Source organism: Thermoanaerobacter sp. X514 (assembly GCF_000019065.1).
Lineage (GTDB): Bacteria > Bacillota > Thermoanaerobacteria > Thermoanaerobacterales > Thermoanaerobacteraceae > Thermoanaerobacter > Thermoanaerobacter pseudethanolicus.
On record NC_010320.1, the window covers coordinates 866,880 to 892,051 of the forward strand.

26 protein-coding genes, 1 tRNA gene, 2 pseudogenes and 2 other annotated features are annotated in these 25,172 nt (G+C 35.5%); of the genes and pseudogenes, 28 read left to right on the top strand and 1 reads right to left on the bottom strand.

Going from position 1 to position 25,172, the window contains the following annotated elements:
* Positions 1–148: 148 nt before the first annotated feature.
* The 7 genes from TETH514_RS04215 to radA all read left to right on the top strand — a co-directional run bounded on the left by TETH514_RS04215 (position 149) and on the right by radA (position 7,685).
* The gene (locus TETH514_RS04215) at positions 149–1,360 is read left to right on the top strand and encodes an NADP-dependent malic enzyme (RefSeq protein WP_009052852.1); all 1,212 of its coding nucleotides are present in this window, start codon (positions 149–151) and stop codon (positions 1,358–1,360) included.
* A 25-nt stretch (positions 1,361–1,385) separates the two neighbouring features.
* Positions 1,386–1,577: a hypothetical protein gene (locus TETH514_RS04220; protein WP_009052851.1), complete on the top strand. Its 192-nt coding sequence runs from the start codon at positions 1,386–1,388 to the stop codon at positions 1,575–1,577.
* A 166-nt stretch (positions 1,578–1,743) separates the two neighbouring features.
* Entirely contained in the window at positions 1,744–2,208 is a 465-nt protein-coding gene (locus TETH514_RS04230) for a CtsR family transcriptional regulator (protein WP_009052850.1), read from the top strand.
* Between the two features lie 14 nt (positions 2,209–2,222).
* Entirely contained in the window at positions 2,223–2,738 is a 516-nt protein-coding gene (locus TETH514_RS04235; protein ID WP_003868421.1) for a UvrB/UvrC motif-containing protein, read from the top strand.
* Positions 2,739–2,747: 9 nt separating this feature from the next.
* Positions 2,748–3,767 carry a protein arginine kinase gene (locus tag TETH514_RS04240; protein ID WP_003868422.1) on the top strand — a complete coding sequence of 340 codons (1,020 nt, stop codon included), beginning with the start codon at positions 2,748–2,750 and terminating at the stop codon, positions 3,765–3,767.
* Between the two features lie 12 nt (positions 3,768–3,779).
* Positions 3,780–6,230: an ATP-dependent Clp protease ATP-binding subunit gene (locus TETH514_RS04245; RefSeq protein WP_012268632.1), complete on the top strand. Its 2,451-nt coding sequence runs from the start codon at positions 3,780–3,782 to the stop codon at positions 6,228–6,230.
* Between the two features lie 81 nt (positions 6,231–6,311).
* A complete protein-coding gene (radA, locus tag TETH514_RS04250) occupies positions 6,312–7,685 on the top strand; it encodes a DNA repair protein RadA (protein ID WP_012268633.1) in 1,374 nt (457 codons plus the stop codon).
* Between the two features lie 305 nt (positions 7,686–7,990).
* Here radA and TETH514_RS04255 read toward each other — a convergent pair whose 3' ends face one another.
* Positions 7,991–8,386, bottom strand: a complete 396-nt coding sequence (locus TETH514_RS04255; RefSeq protein WP_009052848.1) for a hypothetical protein — start codon at positions 8,384–8,386, stop codon at positions 7,991–7,993.
* A gap of 283 nt (positions 8,387–8,669) precedes the next feature.
* On the opposite strand from TETH514_RS04255, the gene TETH514_RS04260 reads away from it, so the two are divergent.
* The 21 genes and pseudogenes from TETH514_RS04260 to rplJ all read left to right on the top strand — a co-directional run bounded on the left by TETH514_RS04260 (position 8,670) and on the right by rplJ (position 25,152).
* Positions 8,670–9,773, top strand: a complete 1,104-nt coding sequence (locus tag TETH514_RS04260) for a PIN/TRAM domain-containing protein (RefSeq protein ID WP_009052847.1) — start codon at positions 8,670–8,672, stop codon at positions 9,771–9,773.
* A gap of 81 nt (positions 9,774–9,854) precedes the next feature.
* Entirely contained in the window at positions 9,855–10,538 is a 684-nt protein-coding gene (gene ispD / locus TETH514_RS04265; protein WP_009052846.1) for a 2-C-methyl-D-erythritol 4-phosphate cytidylyltransferase, read from the top strand.
* A gap of 66 nt (positions 10,539–10,604) precedes the next feature.
* Positions 10,605–11,849, top strand: coding sequence for an alpha/beta hydrolase (locus tag TETH514_RS04270; protein WP_009052845.1), 1,245 nt, complete (start codon positions 10,605–10,607; stop codon positions 11,847–11,849).
* Positions 11,842–12,339 carry a 2-C-methyl-D-erythritol 2,4-cyclodiphosphate synthase gene (gene ispF / locus TETH514_RS04275; RefSeq protein WP_012268634.1) on the top strand — a complete coding sequence of 166 codons (498 nt, stop codon included), beginning with the start codon at positions 11,842–11,844 and terminating at the stop codon, positions 12,337–12,339. The genes TETH514_RS04270 and ispF overlap by 8 nt, the downstream gene beginning before the upstream one ends.
* 44 nt (positions 12,340–12,383) lie before the next feature.
* Positions 12,384–14,096 carry a proline--tRNA ligase gene (locus tag TETH514_RS04280; RefSeq protein ID WP_009052843.1) on the top strand — a complete coding sequence of 571 codons (1,713 nt, stop codon included), beginning with the start codon at positions 12,384–12,386 and terminating at the stop codon, positions 14,094–14,096.
* A gap of 93 nt (positions 14,097–14,189) precedes the next feature.
* Complete coding sequence (locus TETH514_RS04285; RefSeq protein ID WP_009052842.1) at positions 14,190–14,369, top strand: hypothetical protein; 180 nt, start codon at positions 14,190–14,192, stop codon at positions 14,367–14,369.
* A 102-nt stretch (positions 14,370–14,471) separates the two neighbouring features.
* Positions 14,472–15,929 carry a glutamate--tRNA ligase gene (gltX, locus tag TETH514_RS04290; RefSeq protein WP_009052841.1) on the top strand — a complete coding sequence of 486 codons (1,458 nt, stop codon included), beginning with the start codon at positions 14,472–14,474 and terminating at the stop codon, positions 15,927–15,929.
* Positions 15,927–16,143 (top strand) — a binding site (T-box leader). It overlaps the preceding gene by 3 nt.
* Positions 16,144–16,177: 34 nt before the next feature.
* Positions 16,178–16,843: a serine O-acetyltransferase gene (gene cysE, locus TETH514_RS04295; RefSeq protein ID WP_003868433.1), complete on the top strand. Its 666-nt coding sequence runs from the start codon at positions 16,178–16,180 to the stop codon at positions 16,841–16,843.
* Entirely contained in the window at positions 16,830–18,230 is a 1,401-nt protein-coding gene (cysS, locus tag TETH514_RS04300) for a cysteine--tRNA ligase (protein ID WP_003868434.1), read from the top strand. Before cysE ends, cysS begins: the two co-directional genes overlap by 14 nt.
* A pseudogene (locus TETH514_RS04305) lies at positions 18,215–18,644 on the top strand (Mini-ribonuclease 3). The gene cysS and the pseudogene TETH514_RS04305 overlap by 16 nt, the downstream one beginning before the upstream one ends.
* Before the next feature lie 9 nt (positions 18,645–18,653).
* Positions 18,654–19,397, top strand: coding sequence for a 23S rRNA (guanosine(2251)-2'-O)-methyltransferase RlmB (gene rlmB, locus TETH514_RS04310; protein ID WP_009052840.1), 744 nt, complete (start codon positions 18,654–18,656; stop codon positions 19,395–19,397).
* Positions 19,397–19,903, top strand: a complete 507-nt coding sequence (locus TETH514_RS04315) for an NYN domain-containing protein (RefSeq protein ID WP_003868438.1) — start codon at positions 19,397–19,399, stop codon at positions 19,901–19,903. Before rlmB ends, TETH514_RS04315 begins: the two co-directional genes overlap by 1 nt.
* Before the next feature lie 80 nt (positions 19,904–19,983).
* Positions 19,984–20,628, top strand: a complete 645-nt coding sequence (gene sigH / locus TETH514_RS04320; protein WP_009052839.1) for an RNA polymerase sporulation sigma factor SigH — start codon at positions 19,984–19,986, stop codon at positions 20,626–20,628.
* A 61-nt stretch (positions 20,629–20,689) separates the two neighbouring features.
* Positions 20,690–20,765: transfer RNA gene (locus TETH514_RS04325), tRNA-Thr, on the top strand.
* Positions 20,766–20,906: 141 nt separating this feature from the next.
* Positions 20,907–22,109, top strand: a complete 1,203-nt coding sequence (gene tuf / locus TETH514_RS04330) for an elongation factor Tu (RefSeq protein WP_012268637.1) — start codon at positions 20,907–20,909, stop codon at positions 22,107–22,109.
* 183 nt (positions 22,110–22,292) lie between these two features.
* Positions 22,293–22,442, top strand: coding sequence for a 50S ribosomal protein L33 (gene rpmG / locus TETH514_RS12245; protein ID WP_004402360.1), 150 nt, complete (start codon positions 22,293–22,295; stop codon positions 22,440–22,442).
* Positions 22,443–22,471: 29 nt separating this feature from the next.
* Positions 22,472–22,670, top strand: a pseudogene (gene secE / locus TETH514_RS04335) (preprotein translocase subunit SecE).
* 32 nt (positions 22,671–22,702) lie between these two features.
* Positions 22,703–23,227, top strand: a complete 525-nt coding sequence (gene nusG, locus TETH514_RS04340) for a transcription termination/antitermination protein NusG (RefSeq protein ID WP_003868694.1) — start codon at positions 22,703–22,705, stop codon at positions 23,225–23,227.
* A 46-nt stretch (positions 23,228–23,273) separates the two neighbouring features.
* A complete protein-coding gene (gene rplK / locus TETH514_RS04345; RefSeq protein ID WP_003868695.1) occupies positions 23,274–23,696 on the top strand; it encodes a 50S ribosomal protein L11 in 423 nt (140 codons plus the stop codon).
* Positions 23,697–23,742: 46 nt separating this feature from the next.
* Positions 23,743–24,435, top strand: coding sequence for a 50S ribosomal protein L1 (gene rplA / locus TETH514_RS04350; protein WP_003868696.1), 693 nt, complete (start codon positions 23,743–23,745; stop codon positions 24,433–24,435).
* A 47-nt stretch (positions 24,436–24,482) separates the two neighbouring features.
* Positions 24,483–24,605: a sequence feature (ribosomal protein L10 leader region), on the top strand.
* Positions 24,606–24,618: 13 nt separating this feature from the next.
* Positions 24,619–25,152, top strand: a complete 534-nt coding sequence (rplJ, locus tag TETH514_RS04355; RefSeq protein WP_003868697.1) for a 50S ribosomal protein L10 — start codon at positions 24,619–24,621, stop codon at positions 25,150–25,152.
* Positions 25,153–25,172 lie beyond the last annotated feature (20 nt).

Sequence of the window (25,172 nt, forward strand, 5' to 3'; positions counted from 1 at the left end):
TATACCGAACGGTACGTACGGTGGTGTGAGAGGACGCTGAATAAAATAATTATTCAGCTCCTACTCGATTGCAGCTAATAACTTTTTTCTAAAAAATATTTAAGTTATAATATAAGAAAACACGGGTATTAGAGGAGGACTTTATGAAATGAATATAAGAGAAGAAACTTTAAAACTTCACAAAGAAAATAGAGGCAAACTTGAAATTGTAAGCAAAGTAGAAGTGAAAAATGACAAAGATTTAGCTTTAGCCTATACCCCAGGTGTTGCGGAACCTTGCAAAGAGATACATAAAAATAGCGATTTAGTATATGAATATACTACTAAAAGCCACATGATTGCAGTTGTCACAGATGGTTCTGCTGTTTTAGGATTAGGGAATATAGGACCGGAGGCAGCTCTTCCTGTTATGGAAGGAAAAGCAGTTTTATTTAAAGAATTTGGAGGCGTTGATGCAGTACCTATATGTCTTGCTACTCAAGATGTTGAAGAAATTATAAAAACTGTGGTGAATATTTCACCTGCTTTTGGAGGCATAAATCTTGAAGATATTTCTGCACCTCGCTGTTTTGAAATAGAAAAAAAGTTGGACGAAATTTTGGATATACCCGTTTTTCATGATGATCAGCATGGAACGGCAGTTGTAACTTTGGCTGCTTTAATAAATGCTTTAAAAATTGTAGAAAAGGAATTAAAAGAAGTTACTGCCGTTGTAAATGGAGCTGGAGCGGCAGGGATTGCTATTGCTAAATTTTTAATAAAAGCGGGTATAAAAGATGTAATAGTTTGCGATAGAAGTGGTATCATATATGAAGGAAGAGAAGATAAAGACTTCTCTAAAAAAGAGATTGCAAAAATATCAAATAAAGGAAGATTAAGAGGGGCTTTAAAAGATGCTTTAAAAGGAGCAGATGTGTTTATTGGAGTATCAGCACCTAATGTATTAAATAAAGAAATGATAAAAACAATGGCCAAAAAACCAATAGTTTTCGCATTAGCTAATCCAGTACCTGAAATATATCCTGATGAAGCAAAAGAGGCAGGAGCTTATGTGGTAGGTACTGGTAGATCTGATTTTCCAAACCAAATAAACAACGTGTTGGCTTTTCCAGGTATATTTAGAGGGGCATTAGAAGTTAGGGCTACTACAATTAATGAAGAGATGAAAATTAGTGCTGCATATTCTATTGCCCAAACTATTTCAGAAAATGAACTTACTCCGGAGTATATAATTCCAAAGCCTTTTGATAAAAGAGTTCTTAAAAATGTAGCAATAGCAGTTGCAAAAGCAGCAATAGACACGGATGTAGCTAGAATAAATGTGGATTTAAAAGAGATTGAGAAGAGTTTAAGTGAATAAGAAAAGTAAATAAGAGGTGGAGGAAATGAATAAAAATCAAAAATTCTTCAAAGGAAAATTGTACAAATCTATAAGAGGGAATTTTTTTGAAGAAGATACTTACGAAAGTACAGAAAGAAAAAATTTAAAAGGAAAAAGCAATTTTTCATCTCTTATAAACCAACAAGAGCCTCAAGAGTTGGCAGATGAAGGGGAAGAAATCTATGAAAATGAATGAAAAATGGTGAAAATTTTAGAATATGAGAGATATTTTTATTATTTGATGAAAATATTAGAAAAAATCACTTGCTTTAGCGTGAAAAAGCTATTGACGAGAGGACAAAAAAATGTAAAAATATATTCGAAGGTCAAAGAAAGTCAAAGTAAAAGTAAGAGACGTGGTGATGGTGATGGCAAGGCTTAGTGATTTGATTGAAAATTTTATAAAAGAGCTAATGGAAGAGGCTGGTAAACACTATGTAGAAATTCAAAGAAATGAATTAGCAAATGTTTTTAATTGTGCGCCATCTCAAATAAACTATGTGTTAGAGACGCGTTTTACTATTGACAGAGGATACATCATAGAAAGTAAAAGAGGCGGCGGAGGTTATATAAAAATTTATAAAACTTCTATATCAAACAATTGGATAAATAAAATAATAGAAAACATAGGGGATAATATTTCTGAGAGTAAAGCTAGATACTACATTGATGCTCTTTTAGACCACAATATTATAACTTCAAGGGAAGCAGCTTTGATGAAAGCTGTAGTTAATGATAAAATTCTTTCTTTTTCTCAGGAAGATAAGAATATGTTGCGAGCATTACTACTTAAGGCAATGCTTATGGAAATTGCTCGCAACAAGTAAAGGAGGTAATTTTTATGATGTGTGATAAATGCAAAATAAGGCCTGCTACAGTTCATTACACTAAAATAGTAAACGGAGTAAAAACTGAAATGCATTTGTGTGACCAGTGCGCAGCAGAAGAGGGAATTTTAAATACAGAAGTTTTTTCAACTTTTACACCTTTTTCAGTTCAAAATTTATTGTCAGGGTTAATGGACTTTTTGCCTGGAGTAGATGACTTTACAAAAAAAACTTTGAAATGCAGTCACTGTGGTATGACTTACGAAGATTTCAAAAAAATTGGAAGATTAGGTTGTAGTTTCTGCTATGATGCTTTTGCTGAAGAATTAAATCCTCTTATGAGGAGAATACACGGCAGTACAGAACACAGAGGGAAAATTCCTAAAAAAGCTGGCGGTAAAATGAGAGTAAAAAGAGAAATTGAGGAGTTGAAATATCAATTGGAAAAAGCTATTAAAGAAGAAGCTTATGAAAAAGCAGCAGAATTAAGGGATAAAATCAGAGAATTGGAGAAAGAATTAGGAAAGTAGGTGACCGAAATGCTACAGTACGATAAAGATGTGGTATTGTCCAGTAGAATTAGACTTGCTCGGAATATAAAAGATATTCCTTTCCCTACTATTATGACAGAAGAGCAGGGACGAAAGGTTATAGATTTGGTTAGAAAGGCTATATTAGGTAGTAATACTATTTTATCTACTCAATTTGTAGAATATGATATGAAGAAATTGACTCCTATTGACAGGCAATCACTTGTAGAAAAGCACCTTATAAGCCCTGACCTTTCACAGAATACAAAGAGTGGTTATGCTCTTATAAAAGATGACAATACAGTAAGTATAATGGTCAATGAAGAGGATCATCTTAGAATACAATGTATATTAGAAGGATTAAGGCTTAATGAAAGCTGGGATACTGCCGATAAAATTGACGATTTGATTGAAGAAACTATCGACTATGCCTATGATGAAAAGATAGGTTATTTGACTTCTTGTCCTACTAACGTAGGAACAGGGATACGAGCCTCAGTCATGGTTCATCTTCCAGCTCTTACTATCACTGGGCAAATAAGCAATATTTTAAACTCTGTTTCTAAAATAGGTATGGCAGTGAGAGGGATATACGGTGAAGGTACTCAAGCTTTAGGAGATATTTATCAAATTTCTAATCAAGTCACTCTTGGCCAAAGCGAAAGAGAAATAATTGAAAATATTCAAGGAGTAGCAAGACAAATTATCTCTAGCGAAAGAAAAGCTAGAGAGGATTTATACAAAAAACAAAGAATTCAAATAGAAGATAGAGTAGGAAGGGCTTTTGGAATTTTATCTCATGCAAAAGTGATGTCTACAAAGGAATACATGACTTTAATGTCTGACGTGAGATTAGGAGCAATTTTAGGAATATTAGATGTGGATATAAATAAAATTGATGTTCTCACTACACATATACAACCAGCTAATTTACAAAAAATTTATGGCATTCAATTAGACCCCTATGAGAGAGATGTTAAAAGGGCAGAATATGTAGTAAGTCAAATAAACAAAAAAGATAATTTATAGGAGGTGTTTGTTATGGCGATGTTTGGAAGATTTACAGAAAGAGCTCAAAAAGCTCTTTATTTGGCTCAAGAGGAAGCGAGGTCTTTTTATCATAACTATGTAGGGACAGAACACATTTTATTAGGATTGTTAAAAGAAGATGAAGGAATTGCAGCAAGAGTTTTAAAAAAACTGGGAGTAACTTATGAAACTACAAGAGAGAAGGTATTGTCTTTGATTGGAATGGGAAATATTCCAGGAGACGTGGTAGGTTATACACCACGAGCTAAAAGGGTATTGGAATTGAGTCTTAGTGAGGCAAGGAGATTTAATACCAGCTATGTAGGGACAGAGCATATTTTGTTAGGACTTTTAAGAGAAGGCGAAGGAGTTGCTGTAAGAATTTTAATGGAACAAGGTATAGATTTCAATAGGGTGAGAGAGGAGATTGTAAAAATGCTTAATGAAGAGCCTGCAGGAGGACCTGCAAAGGCTGCAAAAGTTAAAAATACCAATACACCTACTTTAAATCAATTTGGAAGAGATTTAACTGAGCTTGCAAGAGACGGCAAACTTGACCCTGTAATAGGAAGAGAAAAAGAGATTGAAAGAGTTATACAAATCTTAAGCAGAAGGACAAAGAATAACCCTGTCCTAATAGGTGAACCGGGTGTCGGTAAAACTGCTATTGTAGAAGGTCTTGCGCAAAAGATTGTAGAAGGAGAAATTCCTGAAATTTTGAAAGATAAAAGAGTTGTAACTTTAGACATGGCTTCTATGGTAGCAGGTACAAAGTACAGAGGCGAATTTGAAGATAGGTTAAAAACAGTATTAAATGAGGTTATAAAGGCAGGAAATGTGATACTATTTATAGATGAGATGCACACTTTGATAGGAGCAGGTGCAGCAGAGGGTGCAATAGATGCATCAAATATTCTAAAACCGGCACTTGCAAGAGGTGAAATTCAAGTAGTTGGAGCTACTACTTTGGATGAGTACAGAAAATATGTAGAAAGAGACCCTGCATTAGAGAGACGATTCCAACCAATAATTGTAGATGAACCAACTGTGGAGGAGACTATTGAGATATTAAAGGGCTTGAGAGATAAGTATGAAGCCCATCATAGGGTTAAAATTACTGACGAAGCTTTAGAAGCAGCAGCTAGACTTTCTCACAGATATATTGCAGATAGATTTTTACCTGATAAAGCTATAGACTTAATAGATGAAGCAGCTTCTCGCGTAAGACTAAAGACAGTGACAGCTCCTCCAGAGATAAAAGAACTGGAAGATAAAATCAATGACCTTATAAAAGAGAAGGAAGAAGCGATAAGAACTCAAGAATACGAAAAAGCTGCAAAAATAAGAGATGAAGAACAAAAATTGAGAGAAGAATTAGAAAAATTAAAAGCTAAATGGCAACAAAATTCTCTTTCTAATGAAAAAAGTGTAGGACCTGAAGAAATCGCACAAGTCGTATCTCTGTGGACAGGAATACCTGTTAAAAAGTTAGCTGAAGAGGAATCAGAGAGATTGCTCCACTTAGAGGAGGTATTGCATGAAAGAGTTATAGGACAAGATGAAGCAGTAGAAGCAGTGGCAAGAGCTATAAGAAGGGCAAGAGTAGGCTTAAAAGATCCAAAAAGGCCAATAGGTTCATTTATCTTCTTGGGGCCTACTGGTGTTGGTAAAACAGAACTTACAAAGGCTTTGGCAGAAGCTCTTTTTGGTGACGAAAATGCTATGATTAGGCTTGATATGTCAGAATACATGGAAAGACACACCGTTTCTAAACTTATTGGTTCACCTCCAGGATATGTAGGATTTGAAGAAGGAGGACAATTAACAGAAAAAGTAAGAAGAAAACCCTATTCAGTAATCTTGCTGGATGAAATTGAAAAAGCGCATCCTGACGTGTTTAACATTCTCCTTCAAATATTAGAAGATGGACGACTCACAGATTCAAAAGGTAGAACTGTAGACTTTAAAAATACCGTTATAATCATGACATCAAACGTGGGAGCAGAACTTTTGAAAAAGCAATCTACTTTAGGATTTATGCCTCAAGAAAAAGAAGACAAAGCCTCTTATGACAAAATAAAAGAAACATTGATGGCAGAGTTGAGAAAGACCTTTAGACCTGAATTCTTAAATAGGGTGGATGAGATAATTGTATTTCATCAACTCTCAAAAGAAGATATTGAAAAGATTGCTGATATAATGATTAAAGAATTGAATGACAGACTAAAAGAGAACGACATTAAACTGGACTTTACTCCTGAAGCCAAAGAGGAAATTATCAAACAGGGATATGACCCCAACTACGGTGCAAGGCCTTTAAGAAGAGTTATACAAAGAATTGTAGAGAATCAACTGTCTGAACTTATGTTGCAAGGAGAAGTGAAGCCAGGAGATGAACTTATTGTAACTGCAAAAGACGGAAAAATAGAGTTTGTGAAAAAGGACGCTATAAAAAAGGCTTAGCCTCGGGCTAAGTCTTTTTTATAGGAGAGGTTTAAAAGTGTGATATAATTAAAAGAGAATTTTGTGAAAGATGGTGGAGGTATGGCCAAATCAACTACAAAGTTTGTGTGTAGAGAGTGTGGCTTTGAAAGTAGTAAATGGATGGGAAGATGTCCTAATTGTGACAGCTGGAATTCTTTTGAGGAAGAAGCTATAGAGAGTTCAAAAAATTTTAGGAAAACTAAAGATAGATCACAAATATACCTTCTTGAAGATGTAACTTTTTCAGAAGAGGAAAGAATAAGGACAGGGATTGAAGAGTTTGACAGGGTTTTAGGCGGCGGAATTGTAAAAGGTTCTCTTGTTTTAATAGGTGGTGACCCAGGAATTGGGAAGTCTACTTTGCTATTACAAGTAGCAGGTAATATTTCTGATAGCAGGAAGGTACTTTATGTGTCAGGAGAGGAATCAGTTCAACAGATTAAATTGAGGGCAGATAGAATTTTGAAAGAGAAACAGCGAATATATCTTTTGTGCGAAACAAATATAGAAGAGATAGAGAGAAAAATTGATGAGAATAAGCCGGATTTTGTTATTATTGATTCTATACAGACGATATACACTGAGGAAAGTGAGACAATACCGGGAAGTGTGTCTCAGATAAGACAAGTGACTCAAAAGCTGATGGAAATTGCAAAACAAAAAGACATAAGTATTTTTTTGATAGGGCATGTTACAAAAGAAGGAGCAATAGCGGGACCCAAAGTTTTGGAACATATGGTGGACACGGTTTTATATTTTGAAGGGGATAGGACCCAGTCTTTTAGGATATTGCGGGCTGTAAAAAACCGTTTTGGCGCAACTCACGAAATAGGAGTTTTTGATATGGAGGAGGATGGGCTTTGTGAGATAAGCAATCCTTCTGAATTTATTCTCTCAAATAAGCCGAAAGATGTTTCAGGGACTGCTGTTGTATCTTCTATTCAAGGGACGAGGCCAATTTTAATGGAAGTTCAGTCTTTGATATGTAAGACTACTTTTGGAGTGCCGCGAAGAATGGCCACTGGATTTGACTACAATCGCTTTATATTGCTTTTGGCAGTTATAGAAAAAAGACTGGGCATAAATCTTTCACAATTTGATGCATATGTAAATGTGGCTGGAGGAATGAAAATTCAAGAGCCAGCTGCTGACCTTGGAATAATTGCTTCATCTCTTTCTGGATATTTTAATATACCTATTCCTGAAGATGTTTGTTTTATAGGAGAGGTGGGATTGACGGGAGAAGTAAGAGGAGTCAGCAATATAGATAAACGAATAGGTGAAGCACAAAAGATGGGATTTTCTCAAGTTTTTATTCCTGAGATGAAAACAAAAGAAATAAAAAAGTTTGGGAATATAAAGGTTACTAAAATAAAGGACATAAAGGATATTATGGATTTTTTGAGAGAAAGAGAACAAAAAGCGTCTTCATAAGGAAGACGCTTCAGACTGTAGACAAACTTTCGTAAAGGAGATATTTTGCATAAGGAGCGACTTGTTACAAAGCGCTAACAAAACTTAGCAAGACCGAGGGTGGAGGCAGGGCCGAAGCCACGGATGGCGGAGGCGGGCACCTTAAGGCATGGATGCCGATTGTGCCCGGTACCCTGCCGGAGCCCGAAGGTCGAGCTTTAGTTTTGTCGCTTTGGAACACCGGAGTGACGATGCAAAATATCTCCTTTGAATATTTTTTAACTTTGTCAACAAACTAAAGCGTCTCCATAGAAGAGACGCTTATTTTATAACATGTTAAATATGCCTAAAGTGTTCAATTCTTTGTGTTTTTTAAGAAGTATATCGTAAAAATTAAGCCCTAAAACATTACACAAAGCGATTATGTAAAATACATTGTTACCTATTTCTGCTTCTATAACTTCTTTACAGTTTTCACAGAGTTGGCCTTCAAGATGGGTTTTGAAATATTTATGGGCTTCTTCCAGAGTTGCATCGGGGGGAGTCTCTTGTTTGCTGGCATTTATCCTTATGCAACCGCACTCGGTTACTGATTTAGCAACAGCTCTATTTATACGGGCACTGCTCTCTTGTATTTTTGTGAGTATGTCCATTATACTTCTGTGGCGTAAGAGGTATTCATCTACTGTATTTTGAAGGTCGTCTACAATAATATCTTTCATTTTTTGGTCCACTCCCGTTCTATGAGTTTTTAAGACTTCTCTTGCTTTTATTATAGACTTAAACCATTACCATGTCAATATTTAGAATGGCATTTAAATACATTATATAGCATTAATGTAATTTTAATCTTTTGTTAAATTGACAATCCCTCTACATAAGTAGTATACTGTAATTAACAACCACTTTATACGTGTAAAAATTGTGAAATATTTTTAATTATTCCCCCTATATTGCTTATAATAATGAGAAAAATAGCCAATAATAGAGATAGGAGGTGATAATATGTTGTATAAAATTATAAGAGGTGGAATTGGATTACTGGGAATGGCAGCGGGTTTTGAATTGACAAAGCTTTTGCTAGATCTTGTAAAAGATCAGAATTTTGTGCCTATACAGTTAAATTATTTTTCAACAGTGATAGCTTATATTATAGGTACTTTAATAGGTGGAATCATATTTTACGTCATTTCTCCTAAATTTATAAAGTGGGGGAAAGACTTTGAACAGTGGTTGGAAGCAAAACTTCAGAATATGCCGATTGATGAAATTTTAATAGGAGCATTCGGGCTAATAGTAGGGCTTATTGTGGCTAATTTGTTAAGCGCGCCTCTTTATCCTATCTTAGTTGTAGGAAAAGTAGTGCCAATTCTTTTGAATTTGTTTTTGGGGTATTTGGGCATTAGAATTTCTTTAAAGAAAAAAGATGATATTTTAAATGTATTTTCTTTTATGAAAAAGTTGGGACCGCAAAAGACTGTTAAAAACGAGTATAATGGAATTCCAAAAATTTTGGATACCAGTGTAATTATAGATGGCAGGATATTTGACATATGTAAGACGGGCTTTATTGAAGGACCTTTAATAATTCCAGCTTTTGTATTAGAGGAATTAAGGCATATTGCAGATTCTTCAGATTCTTTAAAGAGAAATAGGGGTAGACGGGGACTGGATGTTTTAAATAAGATACAAAATGAGTTAAATATCAAAGTAGAAATTGTAGATAAGGAAATTGATGCGGCAGAAGTAGATACAAAACTTTTGAAACTTGCCCAAATGCTAAAAGGCAAAATAATAACTAATGATTATAATTTAAACAAAGTAGCAGAATTTCACAGGGTCCCTGTTTTGAATATAAATGAACTTTCCAATGCAGTAAAACCAATTGTTCTTCCTGGAGAAGAAATGGTAGTGCAAGTTATTAAAGATGGCAAAGAGGCCGGCCAAGGAGTTGCTTATTTGGACGATGGTACGATGATTGTTGTAGACGGTGGCAAAAAATTCATAGGTAATACCATAGAAGTGCTTGTTACTAGTGTTTTGCAAACTGCCGCAGGAAGGATGATATTTGCAAAGCCCAAACAGGCAGAACAAGAAAAGGCTATATGAAAAACGCAGGGAAACCTGTGTTTTTTTATGTGGAAATGATATAATTGGAGTGTGCATTATTTTACTTGTGAGGTAGAGAAAATGAATGTAAGTGCGGTAATAGTGGCGGCAGGTAAGGGCATTAGAATGGGTCACACAGTAAATAAAGTATACCTTCCTATAGCAGGTAAACCAGTTTTGTATTATTCTCTCAAAGCCTTTGATGAAATTGATTGGATTAAGGAAATTGTTGTTGTTGTATCAAAGGAAGAAATGGAATATTGCCAAGAAAATGTAGTAAAAAAGTATTTTTTCAAAAAACCAATTAAATTAGTAGAAGGAGGTAGTGAAAGGCAGTATTCTGTTTATAATGGAATTATAAATACAGAGGGAGATTGCGAAATTATAGCAATTCATGATGGAGCAAGGCCTTTAATTGAGAAAGAAATAGTTATAAAAGCTTTAAAAGAAGCTTATTTGCATAAAGCAGTAGCATTGGGAGTGCCTGTCAAAGACACTATAAAAGTAGTTGATGGGAAAAATTTTATTTTAAATACCCCTGATAGAAAATATTTATGGGCAATTCAAACCCCTCAGGTATTTGAAAGGAATTTGATTATTAAAGCTCATCAAAGGGCACTGGAGGATGGTTTTTTAGGGACAGATGACACAGTATTAGTGGAGAGATTGGGTTATAAAGTGAAAGTAGTTGAAGGAGACTATAGAAATATAAAGATTACTACGCCAGAGGATTTGATTGTGGCAGAAGCTTTTTTAAAAAAATAACGTTTTTTGCGAATCCTCATATAATTTAATAGAGAATTCTCTATTAAGTTATATGAGGGTGATTTTATGGATAACCCTGTAGTTTTTGTACACGGGATATTTGGCTCTATTTTTACTCCAACTCCTTTAGGGAAAATATGGAGTTTTGGCCCTGCGGCTTATGCTTATAATCCTTTTATAGAAAATTTGGGCAAATTAGGCTTAGTAGAAGGGAAAAATCTATTTATATGTTATTATGAATGGTGGAAAAGTGTGCCGGATTCTGTTGATGCCCTTAAACTGACTATTGAAGAGGCAAAAGCTAAGACTGGCAGCACTAAAGTAGATTTGATATGTCATAGCATGGGAGGACTTTTAGCGAGAAGTTATATTCAAAGCGATAAATATCAATTTGATGTGGCTAGATTGATATTTTTAGCTACTCCCCATTTTGGAGCGGCAAATGCTTATTATGGTTGGGAGGGGGGTACTGTAGCCCCAGAAGATGATGATTTTATAAACATGCTCTTTAAAGGATTTTTATGGATTTTTTCAAAAATTAAAGGGGAAACTGATGCAATAACTGTTATTCGAAAATACATTCCTTCTGTAAAAGACTTAATGCCTTCTAAAGAATATGGTAACTATCTTTTTATGTATCCTACGAGATATAATAAAATTTTGTTTAAAAATATAGAGTATATGAAAGTTATAAATGAGTTTTTGAATAGTCTAAATAAACAAGTAGGAGTTTTATACGACAGAGTCAAGAAAATCTATGTTTTTTCAGGAGATGGAATATATACTAATAAGTTTATTCAAGTAGGAAAACCAGTAAGTGACATAGTATGGCCAGATGGCAAACCAGTAGGTGTAATAAGGGACAATAAAGGGGACGGTACAGTCCTTAAAAAGAGCGCGTTAGGAGTAGAAGGAGAAAAATTTATTGTAAAAACAGGTCATATTGGAATTTTAAATGATTCCATTCCTTATTTGCAACAAATATTGGGTATTAAAGAAAAGCCCCAAGTTTCTATTTTAGAAAAAGTTGTATCATATTTGAGCATGATAACAGACAAGAAAATAGTAGTGTTAGATAGAAGTAAAAATGTTATAAGTTATGATATCTTTGGCAAATTTGTGTGGCATCTAAATTTAAAACCTGAAGGGGAATATCGCATTTCTGTAAGAGAGCCTTTTGTTTCGGAGGTATATATTGAGACTAATAAAGGGAATTTTGTAAAAAAGATTAAATCATCTCGCTTTGCAAGAGGTGTAAGCATGAGTTTAGAAGTTGATAAAGAAGGGAATTTTAGCGTAAAGGATGATTGAAGTGAAAGTAGGGTTAGGATATGACGTCCACAAGTTTGAAAAAGGAAGAAAGTTAATACTGGGAGGAGTAGAAATTCCCTATGATAAAGGTTTGGCAGGCCATTCTGATGCAGATGTTTTGATACACGCCTTAATTGATGCTATTTTAGGAGCAGCTGGTTTAGGGGATATAGGGGAGCACTTTCCTGATACGGAGATAGCCTATAAAGATATTGATAGTAGCCTTTTATTAAAAAAAGTGTTGGCAATAATAGAGAATAAATTCAGAGTAAATAATGTGGATTGTATTATTGTAGCGCAAAGGCCTAAGTTATCTCCTTATAAAGAGCAAATAAGAATAAAATTATCAGAATTATTAAAAATTGAGAAAGAAAGAATAAATGTAAAAGCAAAAACAGAGGAAGGATTAGGTTTTACAGGTAGACAAGAGGGAATAAAAGCCTATGTTATTGTCAGTTTAGAAGAATTAGGTGTTGACATAAGAAAGTAGGTAAAATAAAATTTACTTAAAATTATGCACTTAGGAGGATGGAGATGAGGTTATCGCAATTATTAGTTCCGACTTTAAGAGAAATTCCTGCTGAAGCTGAAATTCCCAGCCATATTTTAATGTTAAAGGCTGCATTGATGAGGAAATTGGCTTCAGGGGTATATATTTACTTGCCATTAGGACAAAGGGTACTTAGAAAAGTGGAGCAAATTGTAAGAGAAGAGATGGACAGAGCTGGCAGTCAAGAGGTACTAATGTCTGCTCTTATTCCAGCAGAACTTTTGAAAGAAAGTGGAAGATGGGATGTATTTGGCCCTGAGATGTTTAAGCTAAAAGATAGAAATGAAAGGGACTTTTGCTTAGGGCCTACACACGAAGAGGTTTTTACAGACCTTATTAGAAATGAAGTGAAGTCTTATAGGCAGCTTCCTCTTATTTTATATCAAATTCAAACTAAGTTTAGAGATGAAAGGCGCCCGCGATTTGGCGTCATGAGAAGTAGAGAATTTATAATGAAGGACGCTTACAGCTTTGATGTGGATTGGGAAGGTTTGGACAAGTCCTTTAATAAAATGTATGAGGCTTACTGCCGAATATTTGATAGATGTGGACTTAAATATTTGGTGGTAGAAGCTGATTCAGGTGCTATGGGAGGAAAAGACTCAAAAGAGTTTATGGTAATTTCTAGTATAGGGGAAGCAGTAATAGCTTACTGTGACAATTGTGGTTATGCTGCAAATGAGGAAAAGGCAGAATGCCTTATCAATCAAGAAATAGTTGAAGAGATGTTGCCAAAAGAAGAAGTATATACACCAAATGTTAGAACAATTGAAGAGTTGGTTAATTTTTTGGGAATTACTCCTAATAAATTTGTAAAAACTCTTATATACAAGGCAAAGGACAACGTTGTAGCAGCATTAGTTCGAGGAGATAGAGACTTAAACGAGACAAAGCTTTTAAATATTTTAGGAATAAGAGAAGAGGAGTTAGAATTGGCAGATGCATCAATAGTGGAAAAGGTTACAGGAGCAAAAGTGGGATTTGCAGGACCTATAGGATTAAAAGGAGAAGTAATGATAATAGTAGATAATGAGATTCCGCAAATGAGGAATTTTATAGTAGGAGCAAACGAGACAGATTATCATATTAAAAATGTCAACTATGGTAGAGACTTTAAAGCTGATGTTGTGGCGGATATCAAAAATGTTATTGAAGGAGATAAGTGTCCAAGGTGTGGTTCACCGCTTAAAATTGACAGAGGTATAGAAGTAGGACATATTTTTAAGTTAGGGACAAAGTACAGTGATGCATTGGGAGCTAAGTATGTAGATGAAGAGGGGAATGAAAAGCCAATTATAATGGGCTGCTATGGAATAGGAATTAATAGAACGGTGGCGGCTATTATAGAGCAACACCATGATGAGAAAGGTATTATATGGCCTATGAGTGTTGCACCCTATCATGTGATTATAGTGCCTGTCAATGTTTCTAATGAAGCTCAAAATCGAGTAGCAGAAGATATATATGCTGCTTTGCAAAAAGAGGGAATAGAGGTTTTAATAGATGATAGAGATTTAAGAGCTGGTGTCAAATTTAATGACGCCGATTTGTTAGGAATACCTATAAGGATTACAGTTGGGAAAAAAGTAGATGATGGAATAGTGGAAATAAAATTGAGAGAAAATGAAGAAGCAGAAGAGGTAAAAATTTCTGATGTTGTAGAAAAGGTGAAAAATATTATAAAAGAGAAAATGTAAGGGATTTCTTAAAAGGAATCCCTTATTTTGCATAAAGAAAGTTTGTATGTGAAAAAATATTTGTCAAAAGGTTGATAAAAAGGAGGGACTCTTGTGAATATTTATATAATGGGTATTAGTGTGGAGAAAAGGAGCGAATTTGGCTCAAAAGTTCAAGAAGTTTTGACAAAGCACGGAGACCAGATAATTGCAAGGTTTGGAATACATGATTCACAAAATGGCAGCGGTTTCATTACTAAAACTTCCATTTGCACAAAGCAAGCGACTTGTTGAAATTTTACACACAATTGTCACTTCATCTATTTAAAAAGCGCAAAATTTGTTATAATTAAATCTAGTATAAAGTATTAACTAAAAAAGGATGGAGTGACACACATGAACAATTTGAGAGTTAGATTTGCGCCAAGCCCAACTGGAGCTATTCATATAGGGAATATAAGAACTGCTTTATTTAATTATCTTTTTTCAAGAAGTGAAGGGGCTACTTTTGTTTTAAGGATTGAAGACACGGACTTAGAAAGGTCTTCAAAAGAGTTTGAAGAATTAATTTTTAAAGAATTAGAGTGGTTAGGTATAGAATGGGACGAAGGACCAGATAAACCAGGTCCCTATGGCCCTTATAGGCAAAGTGAAAGACTTGAAATTTATCATAAATTTGCCCAGAAACTTATTGAAGAAAAAAAGGCATATAGATGTTATTGTACTCCGGAGGAATTAGAAGAAGATAGAAGAAAGGCAGTAGAAAGAGGAGATATACCTCGTTATTCTGGAAGGTGTAGGTATCTTACAAAGGAGCAAGAAGAGGCTTTTATAAGAGAGGGAAGAAAACCTGTAATAAGGTTTATTATTCCTGACGATGAAGTTATAGAGTTTGAAGACATGATAAAAGGAAAAATTACAATAAAAAGTGATACTTTAGGCGGGGACATGGTAATTGTCAAATCAGACGGAATGCCTACTTACAATTTTGCAGTTGTAATAGATGACGCTCTTATGAAGATTACCCATGTCATAAGAGGAGAAGACCATATATACAATACTCCGAAACAGATACTCATTTACAAGGCTTTAGGATTTGAAATTCCTAAGTTTGCCCATGCGCCTTTAATATTGGGACCAGATAGGACTAAACTTTCTAAAAGGCATGGGAATACTTATATAGGCCAGTATAGAGAATTGGGATATTTGCCAGAAGCTATGTTTAACTTTTTATCTCTTTTAAGTTGGTCACCGGAGGATAATGTAGAAATCATGTCAAAAGAAGAAATAATAAAGAAATTTAATTTCAGAAGGATTCACAGTGCTAATCCTGTCTTTGATATTGAAAAGCTTAATTGGATGAATCAACAGTATATACAAAAAAGTTCTATTGAGAGAATTGTAGATTTGGCTATTCCACATTTAAGAAGGGCAGGATACATTGACGGAATAGATGATATGGTGTATAATTGGCTAAAGGATGTAATATCCCTTTACAAAGATGGACTCCAATATGTGGCTCAAATTACTGAGAAAGCTAAGATGTTTTTTGTAGAAGAAGTTGAGTATTCTGATGAAACGGTGAAAATATTGAATAGCCCAAATAGTAAAATTGTACTAGAAGTAGTTAAAAAAGTCATAGAGGAAGCTGATGAAATAACAGAGGAATATGTTAAAGATTTGCTTAAAAAATTGCAAAAAGAAACCAAGGTAAAAGGGAAAGAATTTTTCATGCCAATCAGAGTAGCAATAACAGGAGAAGACCATGGACCTGAATTGGTGAAGATTATTCCTCTTTTGGGGAAGGATAAAGTGATAAATAGGCTGAAAAAAGCGATAAATTTAATAAAGTAAAAAGCGATGAGGAGAAGAGTATTATAACATAAGCCTTCAGAGAAGAGCTACCATAGGCTGCGAGTAGCTCGAGGATATGTTATAAGAAGTGCATCTCCGAGCTGTATCCCTGAAATTTTAGTAGGGGGTTACCGGCCTTTGCCGTTATCTAAAATGAGTGGAGTTTAAAACTCAAGCAGAGTGGAACCACGGGAGTCCCCCCCTCGTCTCTGAGATGAGGGGGGTAAATTTTTAAGGAGGTGTTTGGTATGTTTAAAACTTTAAAAGAAGACATCCAAGTTATTTTTGAAAGAGACCCTGCTGCCAAAAGTGTGCTGGAGGTTATATTATGTTATCCCGGGCTTCATGCCATAATACTACACAGAATTGCTCATTATTTATATAAAAAAGGGTTAATTTTAATCCCGCGGCTTATTTCACAGTTTAATAGATTTCTCACAGGGATTGAAATACATCCCGGTGCTAAGATAGGTAGGAGATTTTTTATCGATCATGGCATGGGAGTTGTAATTGGGGAGACTACAGAGATTGGTGATAATGTGACAATATATCAAGGGGTAACTTTAGGAGGTACAGGGAAAGAAAAAGGAAAAAGACATCCTACTATAAAAAATAATGTAGTTATAGGAAGTGGAGCTAAAGTATTAGGTCCTATTGTAGTGGGAGAAAATTCAAAAATAGGTGCAGGAGCAGTTGTATTAAAAGATGTACCACCTAATAGCACAGTAGTCGGAGTACCTGCTCGCTGTGTGAAAAAAGATAATATACGTATAGCTTCTCCGTATGTGGTAGATTTAGAGCATGGTAAACTTCCTGACCCTGTGGAAGAGGAATTGCAAAAATTGAGAAAGAGGATTGAGAGGTTAGAGCAAATTTTAATTGAAAGGAAGGGAGAGAAAGATGAAGCTGTATAATACTCTTTCAAGGACAAAAGAAGAATTTGAACCTTTAAATGATAAGATAGTGAACATGTATGTTTGTGGACCTACTGTATATAATTACATCCACATAGGAAATGCAAGGGCTTTTATTGTATTTGATACAGTGAGAAGATATTTAGAATATAAAGGTTATAAAGTAAATTACGTTCAAAATTTTACTGATATTGACGATAAAATAATTAAAAGAGCCCAAGAAGAAAATGTTACTACAAAAGAAGTAGCGGAAAAATATATAGAAGAATATTTTATAGATGCAGATAATTTGGGTATAAAAAGAGCAACAGTTCATCCTAAAGCGACAGAGCATATAGAAGATATAATCGAATTTATAAAGATTTTAATCGACAAAGGATATGCTTATGTGGTAAATGGAAATGTTTATTTTGAAACTGCGAAATTTAAGGATTATGGAAAGCTTTCTCACAAAAATATAGAAGAATTGCAAGCAGGGGCAAGAATTGAGATAAACGAAGAAAAGAAAAATCCATTGGATTTTGTTCTCTGGAAAGCTCAAAAGCCCGGTGAACCTGCATGGGATAGTCCCTGGGGAAAGGGAAGACCAGGATGGCATATAGAATGCTCTGTTATGTCTACGAAATATTTGGGGAAAACTTTAGATATCCACGCAGGAGGTCCTGATTTGGTATTCCCTCATCATGAGAACGAAATTGCTCAGAGCGAAGCAGCATATGGTCAACCGTTTTCCAAATATTGGATGCACATAGGGTATTTAAATATAAACAATGAAAAGATGTCAAAATCTAAAGGGAATTTCTTTACAGTAAGAGAAATAACAGAGAAATACAATCCTGAAGTTTTAAGACTTTTTATGCTTATGGCTCACTACAGAAGTCCCATTAATTTTAGTTTAGATTTAATGGAGCAGGCTAAGTCCGCTTATGAAAGATTGTTAAATGCGGTGGCCAATTTAAAACATTTGCTTACTGTGTGCAAAGACAGGGAATTAAACGAAGAAGAAAAGAGAATAAAGGAAAAGTTTGAAGAATATAAAAAGGAATTTGAAGATGCAATGGATGACGATTTTAACACTGCGGATGCCATATCGGTTTTGTTTGAAATGTCAAAAACTGCCAATACAAATATCAGTGGAAATTCTTCGAAGAAATTGGTAGAATATATTTTAGATATATTTTTAAAACTCTCAGAAATTTTAGGACTTTCTTACAGAGGCGTGGAGACTGAGCTCAATGATGAAGAAATACTTGCTTTAATAGAAGAAAGGCAAAAAGCAAGAAAAGAAAAGAATTGGAAGTTAGCTGATGAAATAAGAGATAGACTGAGAGAAAAAGGAATAATTTTGGAAGACACACCAGAGGGAGTAAGATGGAAAAGAGTATGATGGGGTTTTTGGAAAATACAGAGTTACTTACGAAGGAGGGGGTGTTAAGTTTATCCCCCCTTGTTTTAGCTTTTATTGGAGATGCTGTGTATAGTTTATACATTCGCACCAAAATTGTGGCCCAAAAAAAATCAGCCTGTTAATTTTTTGCACAAAGAGACAGTTAAGTACGTAAAAGCCAAAGCTCAGGCAGAATCTGTAAAAAGAATTTATGATCTTCTCTCAGAAGAGGAAAAAGATATAGTTAGAAGAGGAAGGAATATGAAGTCTAATACTACACCTAAAGGAGTAGAAGTACAGGCCTATAGATATGCTACGGGATTTGAAGCTTTGCTAGGTTATCTATATCTTGCAGGAGAATTTGAAAGATTAAAAAACATTCTTGAGCTTTCTGTACAAGTTATTGAAGAATAGGTGATGATTATGGAAGAGCAGAATGTAATTTTTGGTAGAAATCCAGTAATCGAAGCTATAAAAAGTGGGAAGGAAATTGAAAAAATATATGTTTCTAAAACAGCAGGAGGAAATATTTCAAAGATAATAAATTTTGCCAAAGAAGCAGGTATTGTAGTTTCTACTACTGATAATGATACTTTAAGTGAACTTGCCGGTAGTCGAAATCACCAAGGGGTCGTAGCTTTATCTGCTGTCTATAAATACTTTGAAGTAGATGACCTTTTGGAATATGCTGAACAAAAGAAAGAAAAGCCTTTTTTGTTGATATTAGATGAGATAACTGACCCTCACAATTTAGGTGCGATTATAAGAAGCGCAGAGGCTTTTGGGGTCCATGGGATAATAATTCCAAAAAGGCGGGCAGTAGGAGTTAATGCTACTGTTGTAAAAACTTCTGCTGGAGCAGTAGAACATATGAGAATAGCAAAAGTATCAAATATTAACAATACAATACGAGATTTAAAAGAAAGAGGCTTGTGGATTGTTGGAACGGATGTAAATGCGGAAAAAAGTTTTGAAGAGCTGAATTATGATTTTCCTGTTGCTTTTGTCATTGGGAATGAAGGAAAAGGGGTTTCGAAATTAGTTTTACAAAATTGTGATTTTGTAGTCAAAATCCCCATGAAGGGTAAGATAAACTCTTTAAATGCTTCTGTAGCAGCCTCCATTTTAATTTATCAAGTAGTTTCAAAAAGAAAAGATAAGGCGTGATGTCCTTGTACATGTTGGTGGATGGTTATAATGTAATAAATAATTGGCAGATACTAAAAGAAGAAGCGCAAAAAAACTTGGAAGATGCGCGGGACAAGTTAATAGATATGTTGGCTGATTTTAAAGGATATTCGGGGATAAATATAATATTAGTTTTTGATGCAATGTATGTAAAAGGAAGTCTAGAAAAACATGAAGAAATTAGTGGTATTGAGGTCGTTTACACAAGAGAAGGCGAATCGGCAGATCATTTTATAGAGTTAAAAGTAGTGGAATTAGCGAAAAAGGAGCAAGTAATTGTGGTAAGTTCCGATTGGACTGTGCAGCAGGTGGTTTTAGCTCATGGTGCAATAAGAATGTCTGCAAGAGAGCTTTACGAGGAAATGAATAAATATATTGAAAGCCATAAAAAAAGCTATGTGAATACAATTTATAAAGACAATTTGGAAGAGCGACTTGATAATGAAATAGTAAAAAAACTGCGCAAAATGGCAGAAAACAGTTAAAATTAGCTTGACTACCTTTACCAATATAATGTATAATTATAACGTATAAAGTTGCCGGAATAATAAATGGGGGCGGTATTGTGAAATCTGGGGCGCAGCAGGATTACTATCAACCATATGACCAAATGGAAGAGGAGGAGGTCGTTTTTAGAGCTCAAAAAGGAGACGAAATTGCTTTAGAGTACCTTATTGAAAGGTATAAAAGTTTTGTAAAAGCAAAAGCTCGCGCTTATTTTTTAGTAGGTGCCGATAAGGAAGATATTATTCAAGAAGGGATGATAGGCCTTTATAAAGCAATTCGAGATTACAAAAGTGACAAGCTCACCTCTTTCAAAGCTTTTGCGGAATTATGTGTGACTCGTCAAATTATTACTGCTATTAAAACCGCAACAAGGCAGAAGCACATACCCCTTAATTCTTATGTTTCCCTCAATAAGCCCATCTTTGATGAAGAATCTGATAGGACTCTTATGGACGTTGTTTCTACCCAATGCATTGCTGACCCTGAAGAGTTAATAATAAGCAAAGAGGAATACGTTAACATTGAGAGCAAGATGGAAGAATTGTTGAGTGGGTTAGAGTGGGAGGTCTTGGTATCATATTTAGATGGTAAGTCATATCAAGAAATTGCTGAAGATTTAAATAGGCATGTTAAATCCGTAGACAATGCTCTACAACGGGTAAAAAGAAAATTAGAAAGATATCTTGAAATGAGAAACAGCTAACTATTGACATTTAGAAAACTTTATAGTAAAATCAAAAATCGGAGTCGTGATATTCCCTTTTGCCCACGTAGCTCAGTAGGTAGAGCGTCGCCTTGGTAAGGCGGAGGTCACCGGTTCGATCCCGGTCGCGGGCTCCAACTTTGTTATTGAAGTTTTTTTTTATCATACAAGGTTTGAATTTTTTAAAGCACACGCACAAAGATGTATAAATTGTCACTTTTGTGACATAATTTTAAGAAACACCAGGATAAGTTTATTGTGTAAAGGAGGAAAAGAGGATGGCGAAGCAAAAATTTGAGAGGAAGAAGCCGCACGTAAACGTAGGGACGATAGGTCACGTAGACCATGGTAAGACGACATTGACAGCAGCGATAACGATGGTATTATCGAAGGCAGGAATGGCAGAGGCGAAGGGATATGACGAGATAGACAAGGCACCAGAGGAGAAAGCAAGGGGAATAACGATAAACACGACTCACGTAGAATATGAGACAGAGAAGAGGCACTATGCGCACGTAGACTGTCCAGGTCACGCAGACTATGTAAAGAACATGATAACAGGGGCAGCGCAGATGGATGGAGCGATATTGGTAGTATCAGCAGCAGACGGTCCGATGCCACAGACGAGGGAGCACATATTATTGGCGAGGCAGGTAGGAGTGCCATATATAGTAGTATTTTTAAACAAGGCAGACATGGTAGACGATCCAGAATTAATAGAATTAGTAGAGATGGAAGTAAGGGAATTATTAAACGAATATGAATTTCCTGGGGATGACACACCGATAGTAGTAGGATCAGCATTAAAGGCATTAGAATGTGGATGTGGCAAGAGAGAGTGTGAATGGTGCGGTAAGATATGGCAGTTAATGGATATAGTAGACGAATATATACCGACACCGGAGAGAGACATAGACAAGCCATTTTTGATGCCAGTAGAGGACGTATTTACGATAACAGGAAGGGGAACTGTTGCGACAGGAAGAGTAGAGAGAGGGAAGGTAAAGGTAGGAGACGAAGTAGAGATAATAGGATTGACGACAGAATCGAGGAAGACAGTAGTAACAGGAGTAGAGATGTTCAGGAAGACGATGGATGAAGCGCAAGCAGGGGACAACATAGGAGTATTATTAAGAGGAGTACAGAGGGACGAAGTAGAGAGAGGGCAAGTATTAGCGAAGCCAGGGACGATAAAGCCGCACACGAAATTTGAGGCTCAAGTTTACGTATTGACGAAGGAAGAGGGAGGAAGGCACACACCATTTTTCAATGGATACAGGCCACAATTTTACTTTAGGACGACAGACGTGACAGGGGTAATAAACCTGCCGGATGGAGTAGAGATGGTGATGCCAGGTGACCACGTAACGATAAAAGTAGAGTTAATAACACCGATAGCGATGGAAGAAGGTTTGAAGTTTGCTATAAGAGAAGGCGGCCGTACAGTAGGTGCTGGCGTCGTGTCAGCTATCATAGAATAAAGAGAAGCCGGGTTCAAGCCTGGCTTCTTTTGGGTTAAATCAATGCTTTAGCAAACTGTGCAAAATGTCAACCAATGAGCTACCTATAAATCTTTGACACAGACTTTTTATTTTTGTGATTGACAACAAGTTATATTTATGATAAATTTGACTAAGCAGTCGAATCACCGGGAGGTGTAATAATTGAGAGTAAAAATTACGTTGGCATGTACTGAGTGTAAAAATAGAAACTACCATACGACAAAAAATAAGAAGAATGACCCTGATAGGTTAGAATTAATGAAATATTGCAAATTCTGCAAAAAGCATACCTTGCATAGAGAGACTAAGTAGTTTTTAAAACTTCAAGAGGATGTGAGGAAATGGCCGGTGAAGGAAGAAAAATTGTCAAGTTTTTCAAAGATATAAGGGCAGAAATGAAAAAGGTGACATGGCCAAGCAGAAAAACTGTGATAACTTATACTGAAATTGTATTAATAGTAATGGCTCTTTTGACAGTATTCATTTTTTTTGATTGACTCAATTTTTAGTTACCTATTAAAGCTCATTATTAAAGTTTAAAGGAGGTTGGGGCGAGTCCCCAGAGGTTGACTATGCCAGAAAAAGAAAATGCAAAGTGGTATGTGGTTCATACCTATTCTGGATATGAAAACAAAGTTAAGGCTAATTTAGAGAAAATTGTAGAGAATAGGAATTTGCAGCATTTAATTCACCAAATTATCGTACCTACGGAAAAAGTTGTTGAGATTAAAGACGGTAAAAAGAAAACTGTCGAGAGAAAGATTTTCCCGGGTTACGTTTTGGTGAAAATGGTTATGACAGATGATACTTGGTATGTTGTGCGAAATACCAGGGGCGTTACAGGATTTGTAGGCCCTGGATCTAAACCTGTACCATTGACTGAAGCGGAAGTTAGAGCTTTAGGTATAAAAGAGATTCCAACTGCAGTTGACCTTAATGTAAAAGATACTGTCAGGGTTATTTCTGGGCCTTTTGAGAATTTTATTGGAGTAGTTCAAGAGATTTATCCAGAAAGACAAAAGGCGAAAGTTTTAATTTCTATGTTTGGGAGAGAGACACCGGTTGAATTTGACCTTGTACAACTTCAAAAAATATAAAAGTAGAAACTCATAAGCTATTTTAATTTTGTAAGGAGGTGTAATCATGGCAAAGAAAGTGGCAGCAGTTGTAAAAATACAGTTGCCAGCGGGAAAAGCTACTCCTGCGCCACCAGTAGGTACTGCTTTAGGACCTCACGGTGTTAATATAATGGCTTTTTGTAAAGAGTTCAATGAAAGGACAGCCAAAGACGCAGGGCTAATAATTCCTGTTGTTATTACAATATATGCAGACAGGTCCTTTAGTTTTATAACTAAAACTCCACCAGCAGCTGTGCTATTGAAGAAAGCAGCTGGAATAGAGTCAGGTTCTCCGCAACCTAACAAACAAAAAGTAGGAAAAATTACAAGGGAGCAGCTTAGAGAAATTGCTGAAATCAAGATGAAAGACTTAAATGCTTCTGATATAGAGGCTGCTATGCGGATGATAGCAGGTACTGCAAGAAGCATGGGTATAGAGATTGTATAAAAATAAGTGGGAGGAAAGTCCGATAATACCACAAGGAGGTTAGAAAATGAAACGTGGGAAAAAATATTTAGAGAGCTTAAAGTTATATGACAAAACACAGCAGTATTCCAGTGATGAAGCTATAGACATTGTATTGAAAACTGCAAAGGCAAATTTTGACGAAACAATTGATCTAGCTGTAAGATTAGGTGTTGATCCAAGACATGCTGACCAGCAGGTAAGAGGTACAGTAGTGCTTCCTCACGGAACAGGAAAAAGTGTGAAAGTATTAGTTTTTGCAAAAGGGGAAAAAGCTAAAGAAGCAGAAGCAGCAGGTGCTGACTATGTGGGAGCAGAAGAATTAGTTGCAAAAATACAAAATGAAAATTGGTTTGATTATGATGTTGTAGTTGCAACCCCAGATATGATGGGAGTTGTAGGGAGATTAGGTAAAATATTAGGGCCAAAAGGATTAATGCCAAATCCTAAATCAGGTACTGTGACTTTTGATTTAGAAAAAGCTATTAAAGAAATTAAAGCTGGTAAGATTGAGTACAGGGTGGATAAAGCAGGTATAATTCATGTTCCTATAGGGAAAAAATCCTTTGGGAAAGAGAAGTTATTAGAAAACTTCAGAGCAGTTATGGATGCTATAATCAAGTCCAAACCAGCAGCCGCAAAAGGACAATACATCAAAAGTGTAGTGTTATCTTCTACAATGGGACCAGGTGTGAAGGTTAATCCTTTAAAGATTTTTTAATAAAAGTTGTTGACAGACAAAAAGATGTAAGGTATAATAAGTGACGTTGAAATTGAATAAAAAGACCGTAGACAGTGGGTGTGCTTTTGCACGTAAATCCCACCGAGGTTTTTAGAAATAAATTCCCAAAAGGGATCCTCGTGTCTACGGGATCCTTTTTAAATTTTTTAAGGAGGTGGGAAGGTGGGCACAGCAAAAGAGAAAAAGCAACAAATAGTAGCAGAGTTTAAAGACAAATTGTCACGAGCACAAACAGTGATTTTTTCAAACTTTAGTGGCTTGACTGTAGAAGATGATACTATATTAAGACGCAAATTTAGAGAAGCTAATTCTGAGTACAAAGTCTACAAAAATACTTTAATGACTATTGCAGCTAAGGAACTAGGCTATGGAGATGATTTAATTAAGTATTTTGAAGGGCCAACTTCTGTAGCTTTTGGATATGATGACCCCGTTGCGCCTGCTAAAGTTCTTGTCGAATTTATGAAAGACCACAAGGGAATTGAGTTAAAAGCAGGTCTTGTAAATGGGAAGTTAGTGACAGTTGAGGAAATTAAGGCTTTGGCGGAGCTTCCTTCAAGGGAAGAGCTTGTGGCGAAAGCTTTGGGCAGCATGAAAGCTCCTATTACCAACCTCGTTTTCGTGTTGTCTGGCACTTTGAGAAGCCTGCTTTATGCTTTAAATGCAGTGAAAGAGAAAAAGCAAGCTGAAGCTTGAAAATAAAAATAAAAATTTTA